Here is an 18,640-nt window from a genome sequence, read left to right as displayed (position 1 = left end):
CACCACACCACCGACACTCCCCCAAGCTGGCGCGAGGCGGTGGAGAACCCGGTGGGCGGCCGGTTTGTGGACGACGAGTCGCTCCCGTGGCGGGTGCCCTTCCACAAGCTCCGAACCCCACAAGCTCCGAACCCCACAAGCGCAGAAACCCACGCTCAGTCCATCGTGTCGAGGCGGGCGCGCAGATCGGCGACGATGCGGGATTCGCTGTCGTAGTAGGCGAGACCCCAATCGGCGACGAGCGCCGCGTAGCGCCGTTGGTGGTCATCACCGAGCATGTCGCGCACGCCCTGCAGGTCGGCGCGTCGCGCATCGAGATCGCGCAGGTGCTGCTCGAGCATCTCCTGAAGTCGCTCGGGTGTGGATAACCGGCCCATGAGGAGCCGCAATGCGACAGGGTGTTTGAGGACGGGGAAACCCACCTCGCCCTCGAAGAGCCAGCGCTCGACGGCCTCGCGGCCCTCCGGCGTCACGCGGTACCGCGTGGGGCCGTCGCCGGGCTGCTCGGCCACGAAGCCTTCGACCGAGAGCCGACGCAATTCGGTGTAGATCTGGCTCATCGCGGGGGAGACCCAGTAGTAGCGGAGTGTGAAGTCGGCGCGCTGCTTGAGTTCGTACCCCGTCATGCCCGCTGCGGAGTCGGCAGCGGAGTCGGCTTCGGAGTCCGCGTCGAAGGCGAGCAGACCGAGGAGCGCGAAGGCCGTTGGGGGTAATCCCGGCATGGACACGATCGTATCTTCCTGGTAGGAATGTTCCTAATCGGAATATGCGGTTGAGGCTGACGCTCTCGTCATCATTTCCGCGGCGAACGAGGGGACTCCCATGACCGAACCCGCCATGACCGATCTCGCCATCGAGACCCACGGCCTCGTCAAGGTCTTCGGTGACAACCGCGCCGTCGACGGCGTCGATCTCGCGATCCGCCGCGGCGGCGTCCACGGCTTCCTCGGCCCGAACGGCGCCGGCAAGACGACCACCATCCGGATGCTCGCGACCCTCGCCCGCCCCGACGGCGGCACCGCGACGGTCCTCGGTCGCGACGTCGTGACGGAGGCGGACGAGGTCCGCCGCCGGGTGAGCCTCACCGGTCAGTTCGCGTCCGTCGACGAAGACCTCACGGGCCGCGAGAACCTCCGCCTCATCGGTCGCCTCTTCGGTTACACGGGGGCGAGCGCCAAGCGCCGCGCCGACGACCTCCTCGACGCGTTCGCCCTGTCCGACGCGGCCGACCGGCAGGTCAAGAAGTACTCGGGCGGCATGCGCCGGCGCATCGACATCGCGGCGAGCATCGTCGTGACCCCTGAGCTCCTCTTCCTCGACGAGCCGACGACGGGCCTCGATCCGCGGAGCCGCAACGAAGTGTGGGACATCGTCCGCGCGATGGTCTCGAGCGGCACGACCGTGCTCCTCACGACCCAGTACCTCGACGAGGCCGACCAGCTCGCCGACCGCATCAGCGTCATCGACAGGGGGAAGGTCATCGCTGAGGGCACGTCATCGGAGCTCAAGGCGTCCGTCGGGTCCGGGTCCCTCTTTGTGAGGGTCATGGACCGGGACGACCGCGACGCCGCTCGTGCCGTGCTGGAACGCGAGCTCGGCGTGGAGGTGCGCGACGAGGCGGACCCGAACGCGCTCACCGCGACCATCGACGAGCAGGGCCGGGTGACCCGTGCGCTCTCCGCCCTCGATGAGGCCCGCATCCCGCTCGCGCAGTTCTCGCTCGGGCAACCGACGCTCGACGAGGTGTTCCTGTCGCTCACAGGTCACCACGCCGAGGAGAAGACCGACACCGAGGAGGCCGCGGCATGACTCTCGACAGGACCCGGACGGAGGACGCCGACGAACCCGGAGGCGCCGGACTGAACACCGAGCACGACCGCGGATCGAAGATCCTCTCGGCCCTCGCGAGCAGTGAGCGCCCCTCGCCGCCCGGACCGCTCTCGACGTCGCTCACGTTCGGCTGGCGCGCACTCCTCAAGATCAAGCACGTGCCCGAGCAGCTCTTCGACGTGACGGTCTTCCCCGTCATGTTCACGCTGCTCTTCACGTTCCTCTTCGGCGGCGCGCTCGCCGGCAGCACGGTGGACTACATCCAGTTCCTCCTGCCCGGCATCATGGTGCAGGGCGTCATCATGATCACGATGTACACGGGGACGACGCTGCGCACAGACCTCGAGAAGGGTGTTTTCGACCGCTTCCGCTCGTTGCCGATCTGGCGGCCGTCGGCGCTCGTGGGGATGCTCCTCGGTGACGCCGTGCGCTTCACGATCTCGCTCACGGTCACGGCGCTGCTCGGGCTCCTCCTCGGCTGGCGTCCCGGCGGCGGCTTCGGTGGCTTCGTGATCGGCGCGATCCTGATCCTGCTGTTCTCCTTCAGTCTCGGCTGGATCTGGACGTTCCTGAGCCTCGTGTTGCGCACGTCGGGGAGCGTCATGGGGGTGAGCATGCTCGTGATCACGCCGCTCACGTTCGGCAGCAACATCTTCGTCGACCCGTCGACGATGCCGGGCTGGCTGCAGGCGTTCGTCGAGGTCAACCCGGTCTCGCACCTCGTGACGAGCGTGCGCGCGGTCATGGGCGGCACCGACCCGGGTGCGAGCCTGCCGCTCACGATCGTCTGGTCCGCGGTGCTCATCGCCGTGTTCGGCACACTCACGATGTGGCGCTACCGCGACGCTCGCTGATCATCGGGCCCCTGCACAACCCGGTGCGGGGGCTGGATGAGCGTGACTAGCCTCGATGTATGGCATTGCAACGGTTGGTCCTCGTCCGGCACGGAGAGAGTCTCGGAAACGAGGCGGCGTCCCTTGCCGAGAGCACGGGATCGCAGGTCGTCGACATCCCGACGCGAGACGCGGACACGCCCCTGTCGCCGACGGGGGCGGAACAGGGCAGCGCCGTCGGCATCGCCCTCACGGGACTCGGGCTCGACGAAAGTGCTGCCGTCTGGAGCTCCCCGTACCTTCGAGCGCGCCACACGGGCGAACTGGCAATCGCGGCCGCTGGTCTCCGCCTCGTCCCGCGTATCGACGAGCGCCTCCGCGACCGGGAGCTCGGCGTCCTCGACAAGCTCACGAGCGCCGGTGTGCTCGCCCGGTACCCCGACGAGGCGGCGCGGAAGGCGCACCTCGGCAAGTTCTACTACCGTCCGCCGGGGGGCGAGTCGTGGGTCGACGTGGCGCTGCGGCTCCGCTCCTTCCTCGCGGACGCAGTCGCGGCACCGGCGGACCACGGCGTCGTCTTCGCGCACGAGGCGATCGTCTACCTCATCCGGTATGTGCTCGAGGGTTGGGACGAGGGGACCGTACTTGACGCCGCCCGCACCGCGCCCGTGCGGAACGCCGCCATCACGGTGCTCGAGCGGGGCGATGAAGCCGGCGCACCATGGCGCGCGACGCTCGTCGGCGATGTGTCGCACCTGCAGCGGTCCGGAGTCGAGACGACGATGCATGCGGGGGCGGAACATGCCGAACGACACTGAGTCGAACAACACTGAGTTGAACAACACTGAGTCGAACAGCACTGAGTCGAACAGCGCTGAGTCGAACAACGGCACAGCATCGCAGAGCCCGAGCGAGCCGAGAGACGCCACCCCCGCCCTCTTGCGCGACTGGGGCCAGCCGCAGCCGGGGGAGTCGAAGTACGACCGTGGCGTCGTGCTCATCGTCGGAGGAGCGCGGCGCAGTCCAGGCGCCGTCGCACTCGCGGGAGTGGCCGCACTGCGCGTCGGTGCCGGTCGCTTGACGCTCGCTGCAGCCGAGTCGGTGGCCGTCGGACTCGCGATCGCGGTTCCCGAGAGCGGCATCGTCCCGCTCGCGGAGACCGACGAGGGAAGCGTGCGCGGAGATGCCGGCAGTGCCCTGGAGGGCGACGTCGGGAGCGCCGACGTGGTCCTCGTCGGACCGGGCCTCGACGACCTGGACGGCGCCGCTCAACTCCTCGACGAGATCGTCTCGCTCGTCGGCGACGACACCGTCGTCGTCCTCGACGCCTACGCGCTCGCCGCCGTGCATGACGATCCGAGCCGGGTCTCGTCGCTCGCGGGCCGCCTCATCGTGACGCCGAATCCGACGGAACTCGCGTTCCTCGCCGATATCGAGGAGGAGTTGCACGGCTCCGACAGCGAAGCGGTGCTACGCGCCGGGCGCGACGTCGCCGAGCGGCTCTCAGCGGTCGTCGCGACGCAGAACGCGGTCATCGCGCCGGACGGTTCCGCGTGGACGATCACGGCGGGCAACCCCGGTCTCGGGACCTCCGGGAGCGGGGACGTCCTCGCCGGCGCGATCGCGGGCATGGCCGCGCGTGGTGTCGAGCCCGCACGGGCCGCGGTCTGGGGAACGTATCTCCACGCCGCCGCCGGGGACCGACGCGCCGTCGACGCCCCCGTCGGCTTCCTCGCGCGCGAACTGTCCGACGAGTTCCCGTCCCTCCTCGCCGGGCTGCAGTAGCTCCGCCCGCAGGATCCGAGCGAACAGGCCGACGACGGGTGCGATCGCCGCTGCGAACGCCGGCCACGCTACTTCGTTCGGGCGGTTCTGTACGTGTGGTCGAGTTCGTCCCGATCCCCGTCGGCGAGCGCGGCACGCGCCCTGGCGTACGCCTGGTCCGCCATCCGCGAAAAGATGACGGAACGATCGGGTCGCCCCCGCCCGAGTGCGGCGAGACACTTCTGCAGCCGGATCTGGACCTCGATGATCGCGGCACCGTCGCGCGCGAGCGGGCGGAATGCGTCGACGACGAGGTCGTCGAGCCGCACCGGGCTGACGAGGACGTGCTCGTAGGAGACCTCCTCCGTCGGCGTGCTCGCGAGTGTCGTCTCGAAGACGCGCTGCAGTGCCGCGATCACCTCGATCGCCGTCCCCGGATCGTTGGTCGACGACGACAGTGCACGGCTACCGATCTCGGCCAGCGCGATCACTCCGAGGCGCGGATCCTGTTCGTAATCGCGGTGCGGTTGTACTCGGAAGGCGTCCGCCAGCGACGTCCGTACGGACTCGTCGATCCGGCCCGCCACGGAGACGAGCGGCGTCCGCGGGTCCACCAGGGTTCCGGGGAGCCGCCGCACGTACACCTCGACGTCGTTCTCGGCGGCGACACGCTCCATCCGATCCAGATCGATGAACGTCACGTATCCGGAGGACGTCCCGCACACGCTCGTCAGCCCGTCGGGGAGCTCGGAGTAGCTGCGGGCGCCGAGCGCGGGTGACTCTGCATGTGTCGTGAGGGTTCGGGAGGCGGCGGCCTCGACGCGGTCGATGACATCGGCCATCCGGCCGAACGTCGACAGATGCGAGATCCAACTCAAGAGCGTGACGACGATGAGGGCGACCATGACGAGTGTGCCGAAGAAGAGGATCGTCCGTCCCTGCTCGCCGTAGTAGCCCGTCGACAGCGCGATGATGCCGACGAGCGAGAACGTGAAACCGCCGACGAATGTCGAGAGGGCGTTCTGCGAGGTCCTGTCCTCGATGAGCAGTTGCGTCGCTCGCGGAGTCGCCGTCGTCGTCGCGGACGAGTACGCCGTCACCATGGCGGTGAGGGAGAACGTCGTGACCGTGAGCATGGAACTCGCGATGATCTGGAGGATCGTGCCGACCGAGTCCTGGCCCAAATCGACGACGATGCGGAACGGAAAGAGTGTGCCCACGACGCCGGCGGCGAGGGCGAAGACGACGGCGAGTCCCGTGAAGAGGGCTGCCCGGGCCCACACCTTCCGGGCGATTCGCCGGAGCGCGGCTCCGATTCCGTTGGTCATCGCGTCCTCTTCCTGCGGCGTGACGTGGACACGCCGTCGCCCCATCATCCCCCGCGGGTCTCGCCGATGTCGGGGGTCGCGCGTAGCGTCTCGGCATGGACATCATCCTCGTTCCCGGTTTCTGGCTCGACGCGTCGTCCTGGCGCGACGTCACCCCCGCTCTCGAGGCGGCGGGCCACCGCGTTCATCCACTCACCCTGCCCGGGCTCGAGTCGGTCGATGCGGATCGCGGCGGCATCGGCTTGCGCGACCACGTCGACGCCGTGGTCGCGGCGATCGACTCGCTCAGCGAGCAGTCGGGAGACCGCGTCGTGCTCGTCGGGCACTCCGGAGGCGGGGCGATCATCCACGCGGCCGTCGACGCCCGTCCCGACCGCATCGTGCGGGCGATCTACGTCGACAGTGGGCCGCTCGGCGCCGGTGGGGTGATCAATGACGAGTTGCCGTCGGAGGGCGACGACGTGCCGCTGCCGCCGTGGGAGCTCTTCGAAGACGCCGACCTCGTCGATCTCACGGACGAGATGCGCGTGCAGTTCCGTTCGCGGGCCGTCCCCGAGCCGTTGCGCGTCGCTTCCGACGCGCAGGAACTACACGACGAGCGTCGCTACGACGTGCCCGTCACCGTCATCGCATGTGAATTCCCCTCGTCGCTCCTCACGGAGTGGATCGCGGGCGGCCACCCTTTCGTCGCCGAACTCGCGGCCATCCGAGATGTCGAGTACCTCGACTTGCCCACGGGCCACTGGCCGCAGTTCACCAAGCCGACCGAGCTCGGGCAACTTCTTCTCGGGGCGGTCGACCGCGGCCGCTGAGCGAATACTCGCTCATCTCAGCCGTGACCGGGCGACCTCGACGAGGGAGCACACGAAGTCCTCGTACGTCATGCCCGCCGCGGCGACCATCGCGGGCACCTGTGAGAGCTCCGTCATGCCCGGCATCGTGTTGACCTCATTGAAGACGAAGCCGCGGTCGTCGAGGAAGAAATCCACGCGAGCGAGGCCGCGGCATCCCAGGGCACGGAAGATCGCCGTCGCGGCGTCAGAAACGCACGCGAGCTCGTCCCCGGTGAGTGGGGCCGGGACGAGGAAGCGCGGATCCCCGCCGTACTTCCCGGCGACGTCGAAAACGGATCCCGGGGCCCGGGGGATCTCGAGCGCCGGGGCGACCGACAGTGCGCCGTCGGCCTCCTCGAGGACGACCACGTCGATCTCACGCCCCACGATGAGCTCTTCGATGAGGACGCCGGCGCCCTGCCCGGCTCCACCGATCGCGCTCTCGACCTCGGCGGCGGAGTGAGCGATCGAGACGCCGTGGCTCGAACCTCCCGTGACGGGCTTCACGATCACCGGGAAGGGGCGGAGCCGTCGAACGTCGTCGAGGGAGTACGAGCGCGCCGTGCGAGTGCCGACGCTCTCGGCCACGAGTTTCGTCGCGCGTTTGTCCATCGCGAGGGCGCTCGCGACGACGCCGGAGCCGACGTAGGAGACGCCGATCGTCTCGAGGAACCCCGCGACCGTGCCGTCCTCCCCGTTCACGCCGTGAAGCGCGGGGAAGGCGACGTCGGCACGGCCGATCTCCGCGACGGCCTCCGCCGATCCGAGAGCCCGATGCCCTCCGATGTTCCACGAGCCGTCGCGGCCGATGCGGACGTCGAGGACGTCGTAGTCGGTCGAGAGCGCCCGTCGGATGCCGGCTGCCGACGCCAGGGACACGTCGTGCTCCGAATTGCGCCCACCGGCGATGACCGCGACGATCGGCCGCCTCACCGGGCACGCTCGAGGGTGTCGGTGCTCTCGTCGCTCGCATCGGGCCCCGGGTCGGCCTCGTCGACGGCCCGGTGCTCCCGCCGGATGCGCGGCCCGAGACCGGTGACGATCTCGTGCTCGATCGTCCCCGCCCAGTCGGCCCACTCCCGTACCGTCGGCTCGCCCGCGCGTCCGGGCCCGAAGACCACAGCCCGCTCGCCTTCGACGACCGGGACGTCACCCGCATCGACGACGAGCTGGTCCATCGAGATGAGTCCCACGACGGGGCGACGCACGCCCCGGATGCTCACGCTCCCGTGGTGGGAGGCGCCACGCGGCAGCCCGTCGCCGTAGCCGAGGGGCACGAGCGCGAGCCTCGTGTCCCGGTCCGTGTGGTGGCTGAGACCGTACCCGACGCCGGTCCCGGCCCGGACGTCGCGCACCGAGACGACGGGGGCGTCGAGCGTCATGGCGCCCTCGAGCGCGAAGCGGTGCGCGGGGTCGATCCCGAACAGACCGGCGCCCACGCGCGTGAGGTCGAAGCGGGTGTCGGGGCGGGACAAGGCGGCCGCTGTCGCGGCGAGGTGCCGCACCGTCGGGCGGAGTCCGGCGCGCGCCGCCATCCGACATCCGTTCACGAAGCGCTGTCGCTCGAGGACGTTCTCCTCAGCTTCCGGGTCCTGAGCGGACGAGAGGTGCGCCATGACCCCCACGACTCGGATCGCGCCGCGTTGCTCCCACTCCCGTGCGAAGAACATGAGCTGCTTCCACTCGGAGGCAGCGGCGCCGTCGCGCGCCATCCCGACATCGAGGTGGAGGTGCACGCGTACCGTGCGGCCGCTGGCGACGGCGGCGCCCGCGATCGCGAACAGGTGGCGCACACCGGGAACCGCGAGGTCGACGTCGGCCGTGATCGCGCTCGCCCAGTCCGCGTCGACGGGGTTGAGCCAGCTCAGCAGGGGAGCGTCGACGCCGAGTTCGCGAAGCGGCAAGGCCTCCTCGATCGAGGTGACGCCGATCCAGCTCGCCCCGGCCGAGAGCACGACGGCTGCTTGCGGCCCGTGTCCGAACGCGTCGGCTTTCAACACGGCCATGAGCGGCGTCCCGGTCGAACGCACGATGCGGCGCACGTTGCGTGCGACCGCACCGTCGTCGATCAGGAGACGCGATCCGTCGTGCATGGGGCTCCCTTCCGCCGCCCTCGTCGAGCGGACGCTCCACGCTACGAGCGGCGGCCACCGTCCCTCGTCAGCCGGAAGGGTGAAGCGAGCCGTGCCGCATACATCCCGCGGATGAATCGCGCACGGCATGTTCAGGGACGCCTGAATCCGGCCTTTGACAGATGGTCAGACCAACACGTATAGTCGCTTCATCGATGGTCAGACCATCATCAATCGACCGGCGCCTCACACCGTTGTGGGCCTGTCTACGAAGGAGTAGAAACGTGAACCTCTTCTCGCTCATGCAGAAGCGAACGGCCGAGGCCGGACCGATCCGCGTCGGCGTCATCGGAGCCGGCAAGTTCTCGTCGATGTTCCTGACCCAGGCGGTCGGAAGCTCCAACATCCACGTCGTCGGCGTCGCCGACATCGACGTCACCAAGGCGCGCGCCGCCCTCGCCCGGACCGGCTGGCCGGAGGAGCGCTACTCCTCAGCGTCTCTCGACGAGGCGGTCCGCTCCGGCGGCACTGCGGTCATCGACAGCTCGGACGCGCTGCTGACCCACCCGTCGGTCGAGGTCATCCTCGAGATCACGGGCAACCCGCTCGTCGGGACCTACCACGCGGTGACTGCGATCGACAACGGCAAGCACGTCATCATGGTCAATGTCGAGGCGGACTGCATGGTCGGTCCGATCCTCCAGCGCCGGGCGCAGGCCGCGGGCGTCATCTACTCGATGGCGTACGGCGACCAGCCGGCCCTGATCTGCGAACTCGTCGACTGGTGCCGCACCGTCGGCTTCGACGTCGTCGCAGCGGGCAAGGGCACCAAGTACCTCCCCGAGTACAACTACTCGACTCCCGACACCGTGTGGAACTACTACGGCTTCACGGACGAGCAACTCGCCTCCGGCGACTACAACCCGAAGATGTTCAATTCGTTCCTCGATGGCACGAAGTCGGCCATCGAGATGGCCGCCGTCGCCAACGGCACGGGTCTGCAGCCGCAGGAGGAGGGCCTCCTCTTCCCCGCCGCGAGCAAAGACGACCTGCCGACGGTCTTCCGCGAGAACCGCTTCGACGGCGGCAGCCTCACGCGTCGCGGGACGGTCGAGATCGCGTCGAGCATGTACCGTGACGGCACCGAGGTACCGGACAACCTCCGCTGGGGCGTGTACGTGACGTTCGAGGCGACCACCGACTACGCGGTGCAGTGCTTCGCCGAGTACGGCGTGCACACGGACGCGACCGGTCGCTACGGATCGCTTTACCGCCCGTACCACATGATCGGGCTCGAGCTCGGGGTCTCGATCGCGGCCGCGGTGCTGCGCAGCGAAGCGACCGGGTCGCCCACCGGCTTCCGCGGTGACGTCGTCACGACGGCGAAGCGGGATCTGCGCGCCGGCGACACGCTCGACGGTGAGGGCGGTTACACCGTCTTCGGGAAGCTCGCTCCCGCTCATCTCTCGCTCAGCCGCAACGCGCTCCCGCTCGGGCTCGCTCACGGTGCCAAGCTCATCCGCGACGTCCCGAAGGACCGAACCGTCTCGTGGGACGACGTCCAGCTCGACGAATCGCAATTCGCCGTCCAGATCCGCCGCCAGCTCGAGGCCGAGTTCCGCGCCGAGCACGCCGTCGCCGGCTCGCTCGCGTCCGTCTGACGACGGCGCTCGAAGGTCTGACCGTCGAACCATGGAGACTACGATGGACGCACTCGCCCTCGCCGGGGCGGGCAGGCGAACCGGGGAGTTGACGCGTGGTGACCGCGAACGATCGGTGGGAGCCCGTCCAGCGGCTCCGCACGTACGAACAGGTGATGGCGCAGATCGAGCAGCGCATCCTCGACGGACGACTGAAGGCGGGGGACCACCTCCCGAGCGAGCGGGAACTCGCCGTCTCGCTCGGCGTCTCGCGGCCGTCGCTGCGGGAATCGCTCCGGGTCCTCGAGGCCCTCGGCGTCGTCGAGATCCGGCGGGGCGGCGAGGGCGGAGCCGTCCTCGTGCAGACCCCCGGGTCCGGCATGGTCAATCTGCTGAAGCTGCAGATCGCCCTCTCGCAGTTCTCGTGGACGGACGTCCTCGAGACCCGGCTCGCTCTCGAGACGTGGTCCGTCGAGGAGGCCGCCTATCGATCGACTGAGGATGACCACCGGGAATTGGCGGCGATCCTCGATCGGATGGACGACCCGTCCATCGACGCGCCGGAGTTCAACAGTCTCGATGCCGCCTTCCACATGAGGATTGCGGAGTCGACGGGCAACGCCCTCACGGCTCACTTCATGGGCTCCCTTCGAACCGCGATCCACCGCCAGATGGTGGAGATGTACGCGGAGCTGGAGGACTGGCGGCGGACCGCCACCACCGTGCGGCGCGAGCATCGCGAGATTCTCGACCTCATCGTCCGGAAGGACGGGAAGACGGCCGCGCGGGCCGTGCACGCGCACATCAGCGACTTCTACAAAATCGGAGCGATCGACGGGGTTGACGCCCCCGGCTGACGCGGGAGAACCGACTCCCGGTCGATCTCGGACGAGACGCCTCTCGTTCATATCAAGGGAGATACGGACCAACGATGACAACCACGACAACCCCTCTGGACCGCAGCAGCCGAGCTCGCGACGGTTCGCCGGACAAGCTCCGCACCGCCATCGGCAGTGCCGTCGGAACGACGATCGAGAACTACGACTTCCTCGCGTACGGGACGGCCGCGGCGCTCTACTTCAACACGGTGTTCTTCCACTCGGAGGACCCGGCGATCGGGCTCCTGCTCGGCTTCGCGACGTTCGGCGTCGGCTTCGCCGCCCGCCCCATCGGTGGCGTGATCGGTGGGTATCTCGGCGACAAGATCGGCCGGAAGCCTGTGCTCGTCGGGGCACTGCTCCTCATGGGCATCTCGACCGTCGCGATCGGCATCCTGCCGACGTACGCGCAGGTCGGGCTGCTCGCACCGATCCTCCTCACCCTCATCCGCATCATCCAGGGTCTCGCCTTCGGTGCGGAGTGGGGTGGCGCGATCCTCATGACCTTCGAGCACGCACCGTGGAAGAAGCGTGGCCGCTACACGGCGATCCCGCAAGCGGGCGTGCCGCTCGGACTGCTGCTCGCGAACCTCGTCTTCCTGTGGTCGAGCACGCTCGACAGCGAACTCGCCTGGCGGCTGCCGTTCCTCCTGAGCGCCGTGCTCATCATCGCGGGGCTCATCATCCGTGCGAAGGTCAGCGAGTCGCCCGAATTCGAGGACACCAAGAGCCTCGGCCTCGTCGTGAAGAACCCCCTCAAGGAGGTCCTCAAGAACGACTGGCGCACGATCCTCCGGGTCATCTCGCTGCGGCTCGCGGAATCGGGCGGCTTCTACGTCATCGTCACGTTCATGCTCTCGTATCTGACGAGTGGGGACGAGCCGATCACCGAGCGCTCGACGGCCCTGACCGGACTCATCATCGCCGCGGGCATCGGGCTCGTGACGACGATCCTCTTCGGCGCCCTGTCCGACAAGGTCGGTCGTAAGCCCGTCTACCTCGTCGGTTCGCTCCTCGTCATGGCATTCGGCTTCCCGATGTTCCTCCTCGTCAACACGGGGCTTCCCGTTCTGATCGTGCTCGTCTACATCATCGCGATGGCCGTCATCCACGACTCGCTCGCGGGCACGCAGGGCGCGTGGTTCTCCGAACTGTTCGACACGAACACGCGGTCATCCGGAGCGTCGATCGGTTACCAGTTCTCCGCGGCAATCTCCGGCTTCATCCCCCTCATCGCGACGGCGGTCGCGATTCCCCTCGGGTGGGGCGGGGTCGCCCTGGTCTACATGGCGTGCGGACTGCTCGGCGTCATCGGCACCCTGGCGACGAAGGAGACGTGGAACGCCTCCCGTCGCGCCGAGGTCAACGCGGTCATCGCCGGACGCTGACCCGCGGAGTCCTCCCGTCCGACCCGCCTACCGGGGAGGTCGCGCGGGCCTCGCACTCCTTCGTGTGGCGGGCAGGCACACTCGCCCGCCACGCCTCGTTCCCCTCCAGCCAGGAAGGCACCATGAAGACCATCGTTCTGGACGACGACCCCACCGGCACACAGTCCGCCACGGGAGTGACCGTGCTCCTCGAGAGCGACGCGGATCTCCTCGAGGCCGCACTCACCGAGTCCGACAGCGTCTATGTGCAGACGAACAGCCGTGCCCTGCCCGAGGCGGAGGCGACCGCTCTCGTGACGCAGATCCGTGTCGACGGCGAGGAGGCCGCTCGCCGTCTCGGATCGCCCGTCCGGTTCGTTCTGCGCGGGGACTCGACGCTGCGCGGCCACGTTTTCGCTGAGACCGAGGTCTTCCTCGAAGACGATCGGGCCGATGACGCGCTCATGCTCTTCGTGCCGGCGTTCCCCGACGGCGGCCGGACGACCATCGACGGCGTCCACCTCGTCCGGTTGAACGGTGAGACGGTGCCGGCGCACGAGACCGAGTACGCCGACGACCCCGTGTTCCCGTTCTCGACGGCGGTTCTCGTGGACTACGTCGCGGAGAAGTCCTCGCGGCGCGCGGTCCCCGTCGCCCTCGACGTCGTGCGGTCGGGCCGATTCGCCGAGGCTCTCGTCGCGGCACCGGCGGGCTCCGTCGTGGTCCCGGACGCCGAGAACGGCGAGGACATCGCTGCGATCGCGCACGGCGTGGACACCGCCACGCAGGCGGGCGTGCGCATCGTCGTCCGCTCGGCCGCACCCCTCGCCGCCGCTCTCGCGGGCGTCACGAGCGCGGGGCTGCTGCCCGTGCCCCTCGTCCCGGAGCCGCGACCGACCCTGCTCGTGTGCGGGTCCCACACGGCGGGCGCGACGGCGCAGCTCGCACCGGTCGTCGACGCATGGGGAGCCCCCGCGATCATCGACACCGCTCACGCTCTCGGCGACCCGTCGGCGGCGGGCCGGCGGGCCGCCGAGTCCATCCGCGAGCAGTTGGACGCGCGCCTGCTCGGCATCGTCACGACGGAACGCGTGCGCTCCCGCGAACACGGCACCCTCGATCACGGTGAGCGGGTCATGGCCGCGCTCACGACAGCGGTGCGGTCGGTGCTGCCGGCGGTCGACGTCGTCGTCTCGAAGGGCGGGATCACCTCGGCCGAGGTAGCGCGCACCGGCATCGGTGCCTCGTCGGCCGTGGTGCTCGGCCAGGTGCTGCCCGGCGTCTCCGTGTGGTCGATGACGACGCACGACGGCCGCGAGGTGCTCTACGTCGTCGTCCCCGGGAACGTCGGGGAACGGGACACACTCGAGCGCGTCCTCGAGGCCGTGGGGTTGTGAGGACCCCTTCCTTCCCCGGCGGCGGACTGGTTGTCGTCGACACGGCGACCACCCGCTGGCCGCGAGGCACCGCTCCGCCTCCTTCAGGCCCCTCCAGCAGCGCTACAGGGGCCTGAGACGTGTGAGCAGGAAGGCGAGCGGCCCTCGTCAAGCTGTCGTCGGTGATCCCGGCGGTCGTTAATGTGGGGCCGAGACGCTCCGCCGACCGGGCGGGCGGTGGAGGCGGTGCGGATGAACGAGACATCGACCCTACGGGTGACGCGACGCACGATCGCGCGGCGACGAGGGTTCTGGGCGACATTCCTCATGGGAGCGGCCGTCATGGCGGCGGTCGACGAGATCGTGTTCCACCAGCTCCTCCGTTGGCACCACTTCTACGACCGGTCGACGACCGACGTCGGGCTCGTCTCGGACGGCGTCCTGCACGCCGTCGAGCTCGTCGCCCTCGTCGCGGGGTTCTTCCTCCTCGCGGATGCGCTCCGACGAGGAGCGGTCGACGCGCTCACGATGTGGTCGGGTTTCTTCGTCGGCGCCGGCACCTTCCAGATCTGGGACGGGCTCGTCGACCACAAACTCCTGCGCGTGCACCAGGTCCGGTACGACGTCGTGCTCCTCCCCTACGACGTGGCTTGGGTCGCCGCGGGCGTCGTGCTGCTGGTGCTCGGTCTCCTGCTCGGACGCCGAGCGGACGGCGAGCGGTCGACATGACGGACGCGACGGTCGTCCCGGTGATGTCCGGCGTCCTGAGCGTCACGCGCGAGCACGACCACGGGGGAGCGGTGATCGGTGTCGCGTGGCTCCTGCTTCTCCCCCTCGCTCTCGCCGCTGTCGCCTACCTGGGAGCGGCCGCCGCGGAACGCTCACACGGCCGGCGCGCGTGGCCGTGGTATCGGGACGTCGCCTGGAGCGCCGGGCTCGCGATCGTGGCCGCGACCCTCGTCGGCCCGCTCGCCGATGCCGCGCACGAGGACCTCGCCGCCCACATGGTGGCGCACCTGCTCGCCGGGATGCTCGCCCCACTCCTGCTCGTGGCGGCGGCCCCCGTCACGCTCGCCCTGCGCTCCCTCGACGTCGGCCCCGCGCGGCGTCTCTCGCGACTGCTCGCGAGCGCCCCTCTCCGGGTCCTGACGCACCCGGTCGTCGCGGCGACGATCGCCGTCGGGTCCCTCTGGCTCCTGTACGCCACGCCCCTCGCCGCCGCGATGCGCGACGTCCCGCTCGTGCACGAGCTCGTGATCGTGCACGTCGTGATCGCCGGATACCTCTTCACGGCGTCGATCGTGTCGGTGGACCCGGCACCCCACCGTGCCGGGTACCCCCTCCGGCTCGGCGTGCTGGTCCTCGCGATCGCCGCCCACTCCGTGCTCGCGAAACACGTGTTCGCCGTCGCCCCGACCGGAACGGCGATCGTCGAGGCGGAGCGAGCGGGACTCGTCATGTACTACGGCGGCGACGCCGTCGAGCTCGTCCTCCTCATCGCGTTCTTCGCCGAGTGGTACCGGTCGGCCGGTCGGCGGCTTCGCGTGGGCGAGCGCCGCGCCCTTCCCGGCCCGGGCTGACTGAGGTGCTGCGCGCGGATGACGCCCGCAAGTGCGACCCTCGCTATGTCGCTGCGAGGTGCTGGGCTGGGCTGGGAGATCGTTTCGACGTGACGGCGCCGAGACGGAGCTGCGGAACCCGAGGACGGCGCGACGCTGCTGTTCGTGAATGTGCCGGAACCGAAGACGATCAAAAACCGCCTGCACCTCGACTTCGCGGGGGACGATCGGGCGGCGGGGGTCGGGCGACTGCTCGGTCTCGGCGCGACCCATGCGGACGTCGGCCAGTCAGGGGGGAGCCCTGGGTCGTCCTCGCGGATCCCGAGGGCAACGAGTTCTGCGTCCTGTCCGCGCGCTGATGTGCGGCGGGAATCGCAAGAGGGAGCCTGAACGCGCTGGCGGACCGGGCGCTCACGCGACCGGTTGCCCCCCGTCGATGCGCAGCGTCGTCGCCGTGAGGAACCTGCTCGTCAGGGCGAAGACGACCGCGGCGGCTATGTCATCGGGCGTTCCGACCCGCCGCGCGGGGTTCGACGCTCGGATGTTGTCGAAGAACGTCTCCTTGTCGGACGTGTCGTCCCATGATCCCGAGTCCACCACGCCGGGAGAGATGCCCACGACGCGGATAGGCGCTACCTCGGTGGCGAGAGCCGGCACGAGGGCGTCGACGGCGCCGTTCGCCGTGGCCATCACCGTGAGGGTGGGAGCCGGGCGGACCGATGCGTAACCCGAGAACAGCACGATCGATCCGTCAGTCGGCATGGTCGGGACGAAGTGCTTCGTGAGCAGGATCGGTCCGACGACCTTGGCCGTAAAGGCCTCGTTGATCGCACGGCGCTCAAGAGTCGAGAGCGGACCATTGGCGTGGTCCGCAGCGACGGACACGATGTGGTCGACCCGGCCAAGGCGCTGGGCGGCCTCGGCAATCGTCGTTTCGTCGGAGAGATCGAGACGGATCGCCTCCGCTCCGCGACCGATGCGAGCGGCGACGTGATTCGCGGTCTCGGATCGGCGGCTCGTCGCAATGACGTGCGCCCCCGCTTCGGCCGTCGCATGGGCTACCGCCGTCCCGATGCCTGAACCGGCGCCGACGATGAGGACACGGGCTCCGTCGAGTTGTGGCATGAGTTCTTCTCCTTCGTATCGATGACCGGCCACCGGCCTTTGAGCTCACGAGGGCGACGCTGAGCGCGTCAGTGGCGTGTGACGTTGGCGTTCACCCAGTCACGCAAGTGGGCAAGGGGTTCGCCGGCGCTGACCCCGAGGGGGGTGAGCTCGTACTCGACCCGGAGAGGGACCTCGGCGAAGACGGTTCTCGTGACGAGCTCGGCGTCCTCGAGTCGTTTGAGCGTCGAGGACAGGACCTTCGGTGTGATGCCCTGCAGGTCGCGGCGGATCTCGCCGAAGCGGCGCGGCCCATCTGCGAGGGCGCCGATCGCCAGGGCGGACCACTTGTTGGCCAGGAGATCGAGCATCTCCCGGCAGGGGCACGCCGCCGCGTACACGTCGTTCCTATCGCAAGCGTCAACGGTGAAATGCTGTTCGATGGACATGACAGCACGGTACGCCGATTGCACGGTACCTCCAAGTACTTTGGTACCCGGCCGATACTGGCGAGCCGACTCATCGACGTGCCGGGGTATCTGCCGGAGGGAACGGGCCGTCGTGTACGCGGCGGCGCCTGTGGCGTTAGAGGGATGCGACGCCGGCCTCGGCGATGACGGCATCCTGCTCGGGCGTGCCGCCACCGGAGCCGATCGCTCCGATGAGTACGCCGTCGGCGTCGCGAAGCGGAAGGCCGCCCGCGAGGAACGTCAACTGCTCCGGCGTTGCGTCGCCGAGTGTGAACAGCGGCGCACCGGGCTGGATCGCCCCGACGAGGTCACCTGTCGCCGCGCCCCCGAAGAAGACGGAGGTGCGTGCTTTCGCGACGCTCGAGTCGATGGACACGAGCGGTGCGCCGTCCTGGCGCAGGAGGGCGACGAGGCGAGCGCCGGTGTCAAGGATTGAGATCGACGACGGCACGCCCGTCTCAACGGCCTTGGCCTCGGCTGCCGCCAAGACGCGCTGGGCTTGCTCGAGAGTGATGTTAGACATGATTTCCTTTCGTTGCGTCAGTGACGCTGTGTCGCTGACGGGGTCTGGTGGGCGACGACGACCTTGCCAATCACGCGGCCTCCTTCGACGAGGCGATGCGCTTCTCGGAGGGTGGTCGCGTTGATCGGGGCAAGGATCGACGTGGCGGTCGTACGCACGCGTCCCTCGTCGACGAGGCGCGCGACCTCCTCGAGGATGTCGTGCTGCCGGCGCATGTCCGCGGCGTCGTGGAGTGAGCGCGCGAACATGAACTCCCAGTGCCACGACAGAGCCTTGGACTTGAGCGGGACGACGTCGACGACGCGGGGGTCGTCGATCGCGACGATCTGACCGAAGGGCTTGGCGACTGCTACGTAGTCGGAGATGCGCCCCTCAGAATTGGTGCTCAGGATCCACTCCACGCCTTCGGGGGCTATCGCGTGGACCTGGGCGGGCAGGTCGCTGTGGTGGTCGACCGTGGCGTGCGCCCCGAGGGACAGTGCCCATTCGGCGCTTTCCCGTCGCGATGCTGTCGCGATGACGCGGATTCCGGGACGCAGCACTCGGATGAGCTGGATGGCGATCGAGCCGACGCCGCCGGAACCTCCGACGATGAGGATGGTGCCGGTCGCTTCGGGATCGATGCGTAGCTTGTCGAAGAGGCTCTCCCACGCCGTGAGGGCAGTGAGGGGAAGGGCTGCGGCCTCGGCGGCGTCAAGCGACCGGGGCTTGTGCCCCACGATGCGCTCGTCGACGATCTGGCGATCCGCGTTGCTGCCGGGCCGATTGATCGCCCCCGCGTAGTAGACCTCGTCACCCGGGGCGAACAGGGTGACCGACTCGCCTACCTCGATGACCGTCCCGGCCGCATCGAAGCCGAGCACTCGCAGTCCACCATCGGGTTCGACTCCACTTCGGAGCTTCACGTCGACCGGATTGACGGATACCGCGCGAACGTCGACGAGGACGTCGGACGGGCCCGGCACGGGGGCCGGGATGGTCGCGGGGATGAGGCTTCGCTCACTCGTGATGGGTAGGGCGGCCGTCTGGCCGACCGCTCGAATATCGTTGTCTGAGGTCATGG

The 18,640-nt window shown here is 69.1% G+C and carries 20 protein-coding genes; 12 read left to right on the top strand and 8 right to left on the bottom strand.

Annotation, left to right across the window (positions count from 1 at the left end; all coding sequences use genetic code 11):
- Window positions 1-155: 155 nt before the first annotated feature.
- Entirely contained in the window at window positions 156-722 is a 567-nt protein-coding gene (locus ELQ92_RS14585; RefSeq protein ID WP_128500056.1) for a PadR family transcriptional regulator, read from the bottom strand.
- Window positions 723-822: 100 nt separating this feature from the next.
- Between ELQ92_RS14585 and ELQ92_RS14580 the strand changes: the two genes are divergently transcribed.
- The 4 genes from ELQ92_RS14580 to ELQ92_RS14565 are packed head-to-tail and all read left to right on the top strand — an operon-like array spanning window position 823 to window position 4,448.
- Window positions 823-1,809 carry an ATP-binding cassette domain-containing protein gene (locus ELQ92_RS14580; protein WP_128500055.1) on the top strand — a complete coding sequence of 329 codons (987 nt, stop codon included), beginning with the start codon at window positions 823-825 and terminating at the stop codon, window positions 1,807-1,809.
- Window positions 1,806-2,684 (top strand): ABC transporter permease, encoded by an 879-nt coding sequence (locus ELQ92_RS14575; protein WP_128500054.1) that lies wholly within the window; start codon window positions 1,806-1,808, stop codon window positions 2,682-2,684. The genes ELQ92_RS14580 and ELQ92_RS14575 overlap by 4 nt, the downstream gene beginning before the upstream one ends.
- Before the next feature lie 59 nt (window positions 2,685-2,743).
- Window positions 2,744-3,481 carry a histidine phosphatase family protein gene (locus ELQ92_RS14570; RefSeq protein ID WP_128500053.1) on the top strand — a complete coding sequence of 246 codons (738 nt, stop codon included), beginning with the start codon at window positions 2,744-2,746 and terminating at the stop codon, window positions 3,479-3,481.
- Entirely contained in the window at window positions 3,465-4,448 is a 984-nt protein-coding gene (locus ELQ92_RS14565; protein WP_128500052.1) for an NAD(P)H-hydrate dehydratase, read from the top strand. Before ELQ92_RS14570 ends, ELQ92_RS14565 begins: the two co-directional genes overlap by 17 nt.
- Before the next feature lie 68 nt (window positions 4,449-4,516).
- Here the strand turns inward: ELQ92_RS14565 and ELQ92_RS14560 are convergent, their stop codons facing one another.
- Window positions 4,517-5,755 (bottom strand): DUF2254 domain-containing protein, encoded by a 1,239-nt coding sequence (locus ELQ92_RS14560; RefSeq protein WP_166426809.1) that lies wholly within the window; start codon window positions 5,753-5,755, stop codon window positions 4,517-4,519.
- Window positions 5,756-5,850: 95 nt separating this feature from the next.
- On the opposite strand from ELQ92_RS14560, the gene ELQ92_RS14555 reads away from it, so the two are divergent.
- A complete protein-coding gene (locus ELQ92_RS14555; protein ID WP_128500050.1) occupies window positions 5,851-6,567 on the top strand; it encodes an alpha/beta fold hydrolase in 717 nt (238 codons plus the stop codon).
- 12 nt (window positions 6,568-6,579) lie between these two features.
- On the opposite strand, the gene ELQ92_RS14550 is transcribed toward ELQ92_RS14555, so the two are convergent.
- Complete coding sequence (locus tag ELQ92_RS14550; RefSeq protein ID WP_128500049.1) at window positions 6,580-7,521, bottom strand: D-alanine--D-alanine ligase family protein; 942 nt, start codon at window positions 7,519-7,521, stop codon at window positions 6,580-6,582.
- A complete protein-coding gene (alr, locus tag ELQ92_RS14545) occupies window positions 7,518-8,681 on the bottom strand; it encodes an alanine racemase (protein WP_128500048.1) in 1,164 nt (387 codons plus the stop codon). The genes ELQ92_RS14550 and alr overlap by 4 nt, the downstream gene beginning before the upstream one ends.
- Window positions 8,682-8,944: 263 nt before the next feature.
- On the opposite strand from alr, the gene ELQ92_RS14540 reads away from it, so the two are divergent.
- From ELQ92_RS14540 to ELQ92_RS14510, 7 genes are all read left to right on the top strand, one after another.
- On the top strand, window positions 8,945-10,321 hold the full coding sequence (locus tag ELQ92_RS14540) for an NAD(P)H-dependent oxidoreductase (protein WP_128500047.1): 1,377 nt from the start codon (window positions 8,945-8,947) through the stop codon (window positions 10,319-10,321).
- A 98-nt stretch (window positions 10,322-10,419) separates the two neighbouring features.
- The gene (locus tag ELQ92_RS14535; protein ID WP_128500046.1) at window positions 10,420-11,157 is read left to right on the top strand and encodes a FadR/GntR family transcriptional regulator; all 738 of its coding nucleotides are present in this window, start codon (window positions 10,420-10,422) and stop codon (window positions 11,155-11,157) included.
- Window positions 11,158-11,231: 74 nt separating this feature from the next.
- Window positions 11,232-12,566, top strand: a complete 1,335-nt coding sequence (locus ELQ92_RS14530; protein WP_128500045.1) for an MFS transporter — start codon at window positions 11,232-11,234, stop codon at window positions 12,564-12,566.
- A gap of 122 nt (window positions 12,567-12,688) precedes the next feature.
- Window positions 12,689-13,942: a four-carbon acid sugar kinase family protein gene (locus ELQ92_RS14525; protein ID WP_128500044.1), complete on the top strand. Its 1,254-nt coding sequence runs from the start codon at window positions 12,689-12,691 to the stop codon at window positions 13,940-13,942.
- Window positions 13,943-14,173: 231 nt separating this feature from the next.
- The gene (locus tag ELQ92_RS14520; RefSeq protein WP_128500043.1) at window positions 14,174-14,650 is read left to right on the top strand and encodes a DUF2243 domain-containing protein; all 477 of its coding nucleotides are present in this window, start codon (window positions 14,174-14,176) and stop codon (window positions 14,648-14,650) included.
- Window positions 14,647-15,501 (top strand): cytochrome c oxidase assembly protein, encoded by an 855-nt coding sequence (locus tag ELQ92_RS14515; RefSeq protein ID WP_243695056.1) that lies wholly within the window; start codon window positions 14,647-14,649, stop codon window positions 15,499-15,501. Before ELQ92_RS14520 ends, ELQ92_RS14515 begins: the two co-directional genes overlap by 4 nt.
- Before the next feature lie 144 nt (window positions 15,502-15,645).
- Window positions 15,646-15,870, top strand: coding sequence for a VOC family protein (locus tag ELQ92_RS14510; protein ID WP_341811566.1), 225 nt, complete (start codon window positions 15,646-15,648; stop codon window positions 15,868-15,870).
- Window positions 15,871-15,891: 21 nt separating this feature from the next.
- Here ELQ92_RS14510 and ELQ92_RS14505 read toward each other — a convergent pair whose 3' ends face one another.
- The 4 genes from ELQ92_RS14505 to ELQ92_RS14490 all read right to left on the bottom strand — a co-directional run bounded on the left by ELQ92_RS14505 (window position 15,892) and on the right by ELQ92_RS14490 (window position 18,638).
- Window positions 15,892-16,605, bottom strand: a complete 714-nt coding sequence (locus ELQ92_RS14505) for an SDR family oxidoreductase (RefSeq protein ID WP_128500042.1) — start codon at window positions 16,603-16,605, stop codon at window positions 15,892-15,894.
- A gap of 68 nt (window positions 16,606-16,673) precedes the next feature.
- Window positions 16,674-17,033 carry a winged helix-turn-helix transcriptional regulator gene (locus tag ELQ92_RS14500; RefSeq protein ID WP_208004404.1) on the bottom strand — a complete coding sequence of 120 codons (360 nt, stop codon included), beginning with the start codon at window positions 17,031-17,033 and terminating at the stop codon, window positions 16,674-16,676.
- Between the two features lie 136 nt (window positions 17,034-17,169).
- Entirely contained in the window at window positions 17,170-17,577 is a 408-nt protein-coding gene (locus ELQ92_RS14495; RefSeq protein ID WP_128496214.1) for a GlcG/HbpS family heme-binding protein, read from the bottom strand.
- Window positions 17,578-17,594: 17 nt separating this feature from the next.
- Window positions 17,595-18,638, bottom strand: coding sequence for a zinc-binding alcohol dehydrogenase family protein (locus tag ELQ92_RS14490; RefSeq protein WP_128500041.1), 1,044 nt, complete (start codon window positions 18,636-18,638; stop codon window positions 17,595-17,597).
- Window positions 18,639-18,640 lie beyond the last annotated feature (2 nt).

The sequence above is a fragment of the Labedella populi genome (assembly GCF_004078655.1).
Classification (GTDB): Bacteria; Actinomycetota; Actinomycetes; order Actinomycetales; family Microbacteriaceae; genus Labedella; species Labedella populi.
The sequence above is the reverse complement of the archived record's forward strand: the minus strand, read 5'-3'. Positions and strand labels throughout refer to the sequence as shown.

What these genes read in the sequence shown, in the direction of transcription:
- ELQ92_RS14580 (WP_128500055.1), top strand. Translation starts at nt 823, where the DNA reads ATGACCGAACCCGCCATGACCGATCTCGCCATCGAGACCCACGGCCTC.
- ELQ92_RS14585 (WP_128500056.1), bottom strand. Translation starts at nt 722, where the DNA reads ATGCCGGGATTACCCCCAACGGCCTTCGCGCTCCTCGGTCTGCTCGCC.
- ELQ92_RS14495 (WP_128496214.1), bottom strand. Translation starts at nt 17,577, where the DNA reads ATGTCTAACATCACTCTCGAGCAAGCCCAGCGCGTCTTGGCGGCAGCC.
- ELQ92_RS14500 (WP_208004404.1), bottom strand. Translation starts at nt 17,033, where the DNA reads ATGTCCATCGAACAGCATTTCACCGTTGACGCTTGCGATAGGAACGAC.
- ELQ92_RS14530 (WP_128500045.1), top strand. Translation starts at nt 11,232, where the DNA reads ATGACAACCACGACAACCCCTCTGGACCGCAGCAGCCGAGCTCGCGAC.
- ELQ92_RS14525 (WP_128500044.1), top strand. Translation starts at nt 12,689, where the DNA reads ATGAAGACCATCGTTCTGGACGACGACCCCACCGGCACACAGTCCGCC.
- ELQ92_RS14515 (WP_243695056.1), top strand. Translation starts at nt 14,647, where the DNA reads ATGACGGACGCGACGGTCGTCCCGGTGATGTCCGGCGTCCTGAGCGTC.
- ELQ92_RS14570 (WP_128500053.1), top strand. Translation starts at nt 2,744, where the DNA reads ATGGCATTGCAACGGTTGGTCCTCGTCCGGCACGGAGAGAGTCTCGGA.
- ELQ92_RS14575 (WP_128500054.1), top strand. Translation starts at nt 1,806, where the DNA reads ATGACTCTCGACAGGACCCGGACGGAGGACGCCGACGAACCCGGAGGC.
- ELQ92_RS14490 (WP_128500041.1), bottom strand. Translation starts at nt 18,638, where the DNA reads ATGACCTCAGACAACGATATTCGAGCGGTCGGCCAGACGGCCGCCCTA.
- ELQ92_RS14560 (WP_166426809.1), bottom strand. Translation starts at nt 5,755, where the DNA reads ATGACCAACGGAATCGGAGCCGCGCTCCGGCGAATCGCCCGGAAGGTG.
- ELQ92_RS14520 (WP_128500043.1), top strand. Translation starts at nt 14,174, where the DNA reads ATGAACGAGACATCGACCCTACGGGTGACGCGACGCACGATCGCGCGG.
- ELQ92_RS14555 (WP_128500050.1), top strand. Translation starts at nt 5,851, where the DNA reads ATGGACATCATCCTCGTTCCCGGTTTCTGGCTCGACGCGTCGTCCTGG.
- ELQ92_RS14505 (WP_128500042.1), bottom strand. Translation starts at nt 16,605, where the DNA reads ATGCCACAACTCGACGGAGCCCGTGTCCTCATCGTCGGCGCCGGTTCA.
- alr (WP_128500048.1), bottom strand. Translation starts at nt 8,681, where the DNA reads ATGCACGACGGATCGCGTCTCCTGATCGACGACGGTGCGGTCGCACGC.
- ELQ92_RS14565 (WP_128500052.1), top strand. Translation starts at nt 3,465, where the DNA reads ATGCCGAACGACACTGAGTCGAACAACACTGAGTTGAACAACACTGAG.